Annotated in this window: 5 protein-coding genes; 2 read left to right on the top strand and 3 right to left on the bottom strand. The window is 68.2% G+C overall.

The features are described 5' to 3' along the window. The first annotated feature begins 342 nt into the window (after positions 1–342). Entirely contained in the window at positions 343–876 is a 534-nt protein-coding gene (locus TFC3_RS24910; protein WP_201787214.1) for a YbhB/YbcL family Raf kinase inhibitor-like protein, read from the top strand. A 60-nt stretch (positions 877–936) separates the two neighbouring features. On the opposite strand, the gene TFC3_RS24915 is transcribed toward TFC3_RS24910, so the two are convergent. Together TFC3_RS24915 and TFC3_RS24920 are read right to left on the bottom strand one after the other, a co-directional pair. Continuing rightward, the gene (locus TFC3_RS24915) at positions 937–1,971 is read right to left on the bottom strand and encodes a zinc-binding dehydrogenase (RefSeq protein WP_067504564.1); all 1,035 of its coding nucleotides are present in this window, start codon (positions 1,969–1,971) and stop codon (positions 937–939) included. 17 nt (positions 1,972–1,988) lie between these two features. Beyond that, a complete protein-coding gene (locus TFC3_RS24920) occupies positions 1,989–2,813 on the bottom strand; it encodes a LuxR C-terminal-related transcriptional regulator (protein ID WP_067507491.1) in 825 nt (274 codons plus the stop codon). Between the two features lie 84 nt (positions 2,814–2,897). Between TFC3_RS24920 and TFC3_RS24925 the strand changes: the two genes are divergently transcribed. Further along, positions 2,898–4,514, top strand: a complete 1,617-nt coding sequence (locus tag TFC3_RS24925) for an AMP-binding protein (RefSeq protein ID WP_067504568.1) — start codon at positions 2,898–2,900, stop codon at positions 4,512–4,514. Positions 4,515–4,533: 19 nt separating this feature from the next. On the opposite strand, the gene TFC3_RS38830 is transcribed toward TFC3_RS24925, so the two are convergent. Next, a complete protein-coding gene (locus TFC3_RS38830) occupies positions 4,534–5,142 on the bottom strand; it encodes an ankyrin repeat domain-containing protein (RefSeq protein ID WP_236718302.1) in 609 nt (202 codons plus the stop codon). Between the last annotated feature and the right edge of the window lie 59 nt (positions 5,143–5,201).

Here is a 5,201-nt window from a genome sequence, read left to right on the forward strand (position 1 = left end):
GGGTTGGGTTGCGGTGAGGGGTTGGGGTCTGGGTTGGAGCTTGGGGACAGGGCTCAGGCTCAGGGCCCAGCTTTGATGCGCTGCCCTTCTGCACGCCCGACCAGGTCGAGAGCCTGTGCGTCTCTGCAGTGCCAGGGGTTCCACCGCACTTGCGGCTTTGAGATAATCGATTATTGCTGCTAGAGTCGATCGAGAGAGCCGGGGGCCGGCAATCAGGTCGCCTGCCTGGCCGGGATCGGTCACGGCCGGCCTCGGGCGTGCGGCTTGAAGAGTGCGGCTTGGGACGTGCGGCCGCTGGTGCGCGTGAGATGCGTGAGCGCCGATCACTACAGGAGGATTACTATGAATGACCCGTTTGCTCGGTTGCCTGAGGCGGCGAGCTTCACTGTCACCAGCACCAGCGTTGTCGACGGTGGGACGTTGCCCGCCGCACAGTTGTCCGGGATGTTCGGGGTGCCTGGCGGTAAGGACCTTTCGCCGCAGCTAACCTGGACCGGGGCGCCTGAGGGCACCAAGAGTTACGCCGTCACCGTGTACGACCCGGATGCTCCGACCGGTTCGGGGATGTGGCACTGGGCGGTTGCGGACATCCCCGCGGGCGTGACGAGTTTGGCCGAGGGCGCGGGGGATGACACCGGGTCGGGGTTGCCCGGCGGCGCGTTCCAGGTGCCCAATGATGCCCGGCTGGCGCGGTTCGTGGGAGGGGCGCCGCCGGCGGGGCACGGCGCGCACCGGTATGTCATCGTGGTGCACGCCTTGGCGGTCGAGAACATCGGCGTTCCGGCGGACGGTACGCCCGCCCTGCTCGGTTTCACCATGGCCAGCCACATCCTTGGCCGAGCCGTGCTCACCGCGACCGCAGAGACCCCGGCCTGACCACCAGGATTGCCGCGGCTGAGCCGGTGAGAGACCCAGCCGCAGGAACCCGGCGGCGTGCTACAAGGCGAACTGCTGCGTTTCGGGGGCGAGCAACACCTTCAGGTGCCCTCCCCCGGCCGCATCCGCGAAGGCTTGGGCCGCTTCTTCCAGCGGCCGGATTGCGGTGACGAACTCAGCGGCGTCTACCACGCCCTCGCGCAGCAGGGTCATGGCTTCGCGGTAGTCCTCGGGGAGGTACGTTGCGCTGCCTTGGATACGGAGTTGGCTGTCCTGCACCAGGGCCAGGGGCACTGTCACGTCGCCTGGGGGTACGCCTACCACTACTACGGTGCCGCCTTTGTTGGCGATGGCCAGGGCTTGGTGGAGGGTGGACTCCTCTGCGACGCAGTCGAAGACGACGTCTGCGCTTTCTTCGAGCTTTGCACGTACCAGATCGGGGGCTTCTGGCAGTTGGGCGTCCACGACGGCGTCGGCGCCGAACCGCAGGGCTCGGTCTCGGTGGGCTGCTGATCGTGCCGTCATGACGATGCGCTTGGCTCCGCGCGCCCGGGCTACGCGCAGGGTGAGCAGGCCGATGGTGCCGGCGCCCAGGATGGCTACCGCCTTGTCCCCCAGAGGGCCGGCCAGGCGGGTGGCGTGGACCGGCGTGGACAGGGGTTCGATCAGGGCGGCGGCGCGGTCGTCCAGGTCCTCGGGGAGTTCGTGCAGGCGGCGGGCATCGATGGTGAACAGGTCGGCCATGCCGCCTTGCTCGGAGCCGCAGCCGAAGAAGCCCAGGTGCTCGCACAAGTTTTCCCGGCCGGCCCGGCATTGCTTGCACGACCAGCACGGCAGGTCGGGCTCCACGGTGACCCGCGCGCCGGGCAGCACGCTGGTCACCTCTGGGGAGACTGCCAGGACCACACCGACCACCTCGTGGCCGGGGGCGTACGGCGGGGTCACGTTGGGGTGCCGGCCTTGCAGGGCATGAATGTCCGAGCCGCAGACGCCGGACACCGACGTGCGGATCAGGACTTCACCGGGACCGGGTTCCGGTTCGGCGACCTCGCGCACCTCGACGCCGCCGGGAGCCACCACCACCTTGCGCATCATGCTCGGAGGATATGTCCTCAGGGCAGGAAACCATGCCGGCGGGCGGTGGCCACGGTTTCGATGCGGCCGTGGGTGCCGAGTTTGCGCATGGCGTTGCGAAGATAGCTTTTCACCGTTTCCGGCAGCAGGCCCAGGCGCCGCGCGGCTTCGGCGTTGGTGCAGCCGACGGCGACCATGGCCAGCACGTCGACTTCGCGGACGGAGAGCGCTACCACCGACGGTGGCACGGTGGTGGGGCCGCTGAGCAGGGCGCAAATCTGCCGCAGCCGGGTCCGCAGTGCCGGGTCGGTGATCTCCTGAGCGATGGTGCGAAGGTCGGCGTGCGCCTGCCGGACATCCTCCCACTCGGGCGCGGCATGCCCGGTGCGGCTGCGAGCGGCTGCGGTTTCCAGCTCGGTGAGGCGGCGCTGGACTTCCCGGCGTACCGTCAATTCCGTCGCTACCCGGGCCGCTACCTGGCCCATCGCTTCGAGCGCACGGGTGCCCACCGTCAAGGGTTCGCGGGTGCCGGCGTAGAGCACGGCCAGGACCGAACCGCCCAGCGCAACCGGGACGGCGGCGATCGCACGCAGGCCCTCGGCCGTGACCGGGGCGTCGTACTCGTGGCTGATCCGCGGGTCGGCGGCGTAATCCTCGACGCGCGCCGGACGTGCCGTGCTGACCACCCGCCCGCCGAGACCGTTGCCGGTGCTGACCACCAGGCCGTTGAGCGCGGGCGTCATGGTGCCCGCGAACTCAGTCAGACGCAGGGCCCGGCCGTCGCACGCCACCGAGCCGCCGAACGCGACCGGCAGTCCGGTCGCGCGCCGGATGCGGCCCAGCGCTGCGTCTGTTTCGAGCACCTTGCCAGCATGTCGCGAACCGGGGTGCGGGTGCACCCCCGAACGGGGGTGGCAGAGGTCGGCCGGGTGGCTCATGCTGCGCAAATGCTGTCCTACTCCGCCGGTGTGTCCGAGGTTGCGATGCTGGGCGAGACGATCGGGGCCGGCCTGGCCCGCACTGTCGCGCAGTTCGGCGACCGGGAAGCTCTGGTTGATGTCGCGGCCGGTAAGCGGTGGACGTACACGCAATTCGATGCTGCGGTCAATGAAGTGGCTCGGGGTTTGCTCGCGCGCGGCATTGCCAAGGGTGACCGGGTGGGGATCTGGGCGCCGAACTGTGCGGAATGGGTGATCGTGCAATACGCGACCGCCGCGATCGGCGCCATTCTGGTGAACGTCAACCCGGCCTACCGCACGCACGAACTAGCCTATGTGGTCAAGCAGTCCGGGTTGAGCCTGCTGATCAGCGCGGTCAGTTTCAAGACCAGCGACTATCGCGCGATGATCAAGGAGATCGGCTTCTCGCAGACCATTTTCATCGGTACGCCGGACTGGGCCGATCTTGTCGAGTCCGGCACCGGGATCGACCTCGCCCCGCGCGCGGCCGAGCTGAGCTTCGACGATCCGATCAACATCCAGTACACCTCGGGCACCACGGGTTTCCCCAAGGGCGCAACGCTGTCGCACCACAACATCCTCAACAATGGCTTCTTCGTCGGCGAACTGGTCGGCTACACCTCGGCGGACCGGGTGTGCATTCCGGTGCCGCTCTACCATTGTTTCGGCATGGTGATGGGCAATCTCGCGGCCACATCGCACGGCGCCACCATGGTGCTGCCCGCACCGGGATTCGATCCAGCGGCGGCCTTACGGGCCGTCACTTCCGAGAAATGCACCTCGCTGTACGGCGTCCCGACCATGTTCATCGCCGAGCTCGGCCTCCCCGATTTCGCCGGCTACGACCTGAGCAGTTTGCGCACCGGAATCATGGCCGGATCGCCGTGCCCGGTGGAGGTGATGAAACGCGTGGTGGCCGAGATGAACATGGCCGAGGTCGCCATTTGCTACGGCATGACCGAGACCTCGCCGGTGTCCACGATGACCCGCCGCGACGACAGCCTGGTCCGGCGCACCGAAACCGTCGGCCGGGTCATGCCGCACCTGGAGTCCAAGGTCGTCGACCCGGCAACCGGGCTGGTCGTGGCGCGCGGCGAGCCGGGTGAGCTGTGCACCCGCGGCTACTCGGTGATGCTGGGCTACTGGGATCAGCCCGACGCGACGGCCGAGGCGATCGACGCGGCGCGCTGGATGCACACCGGCGACCTGGCGACCATGGACGCGGACGGCTACGTCACCATCGTCGGGCGCATCAAGGACCTGGTCATCCGCGGCGGCGAGAACGTGTACCCGCGCGAGGTCGAGGAGTTCCTGTACACCCACCCCGACGTGGCTGACGTGCAGGTGATCGGGGTGCCCGACGAGAAGTTCGGCGAGGAGCTGATGGCCTGGGTGGTTCTGCGCCCCGGGGCCAACCCGCTGACCGCCGAGGCCGTCCGCGAGTTCTGCCGGGGAAAACTCGCGCACTTCAAGGTGCCCCGGTACGTCTACGTGGTCGACGGCTTCCCGATGACCGTCACCGGCAAGGTCCGCAAGGTCGAGATGCGCTCGCAAGCGGTGGACATCCTGCACCTGCACGACGCGGACGCGGTCAAGAACGCCTGAAGTCGCGCGCCAGCCCGCATCAGTGACTTGATCGCGCTGCCCATTCCTCGGCCGAGTAGTACGGCGAATCGCTCTCCCGCAGCGTCGAATCGGCGCCTCCGGCAAGCAGCAGGCTGACCGCGGCGGAATGGTCCCAGCAGGCCGCGGCGCACAGCGGAAGCCCTTCACTGCACTCATCGTTGGGCCGAGCACCGGCGGCGAGCAGGATCCGGACGTTGCGCGCGTTGCCCTGGACGCTGGCGCGGTAGAGCGGGGTGACGCCCTCAGCATCCGGGCGGTTGGGGTCGGCGCCGGCTCGCAAGAGGGCGGTGACCAGGCGGGCGTTGTCGTCATAGAGCCCGGCCAGTCGTTGCTGGGCCTTCTTGCTGCGCCGCCGGTTCACGCCGCGATTCTGCCAGGCGGTGGATTGCGGGTGGGGGCGGTGCTTTGCCGACCATGCGGTATTCGATTTTGCCGCCGTCGAGCAGGCCGACCAGGTAGGGCCGGCGACGAGATCGCGGCCCGAGCCGGCGTAGCAGTCGCAACGGCTCAACCGAGGGGTGTTGTCTGTCAGGTCTTGGCCAAAACAGTCGGAAACCTTGTTCATAAATTGATGACAATGATTACCTCTGATCATGCGATTGCTCATCCCCTTGGCCGCAGTTGCCCTCATCGTCGGCGCTGCCCCCACTGCCGTTCAGGCCGCGC

Source organism: Actinoplanes sp. TFC3 (assembly GCF_001553785.1).
In the GTDB taxonomy this organism is placed as follows: domain Bacteria; phylum Actinomycetota; class Actinomycetes; order Mycobacteriales; family Micromonosporaceae; genus Actinoplanes.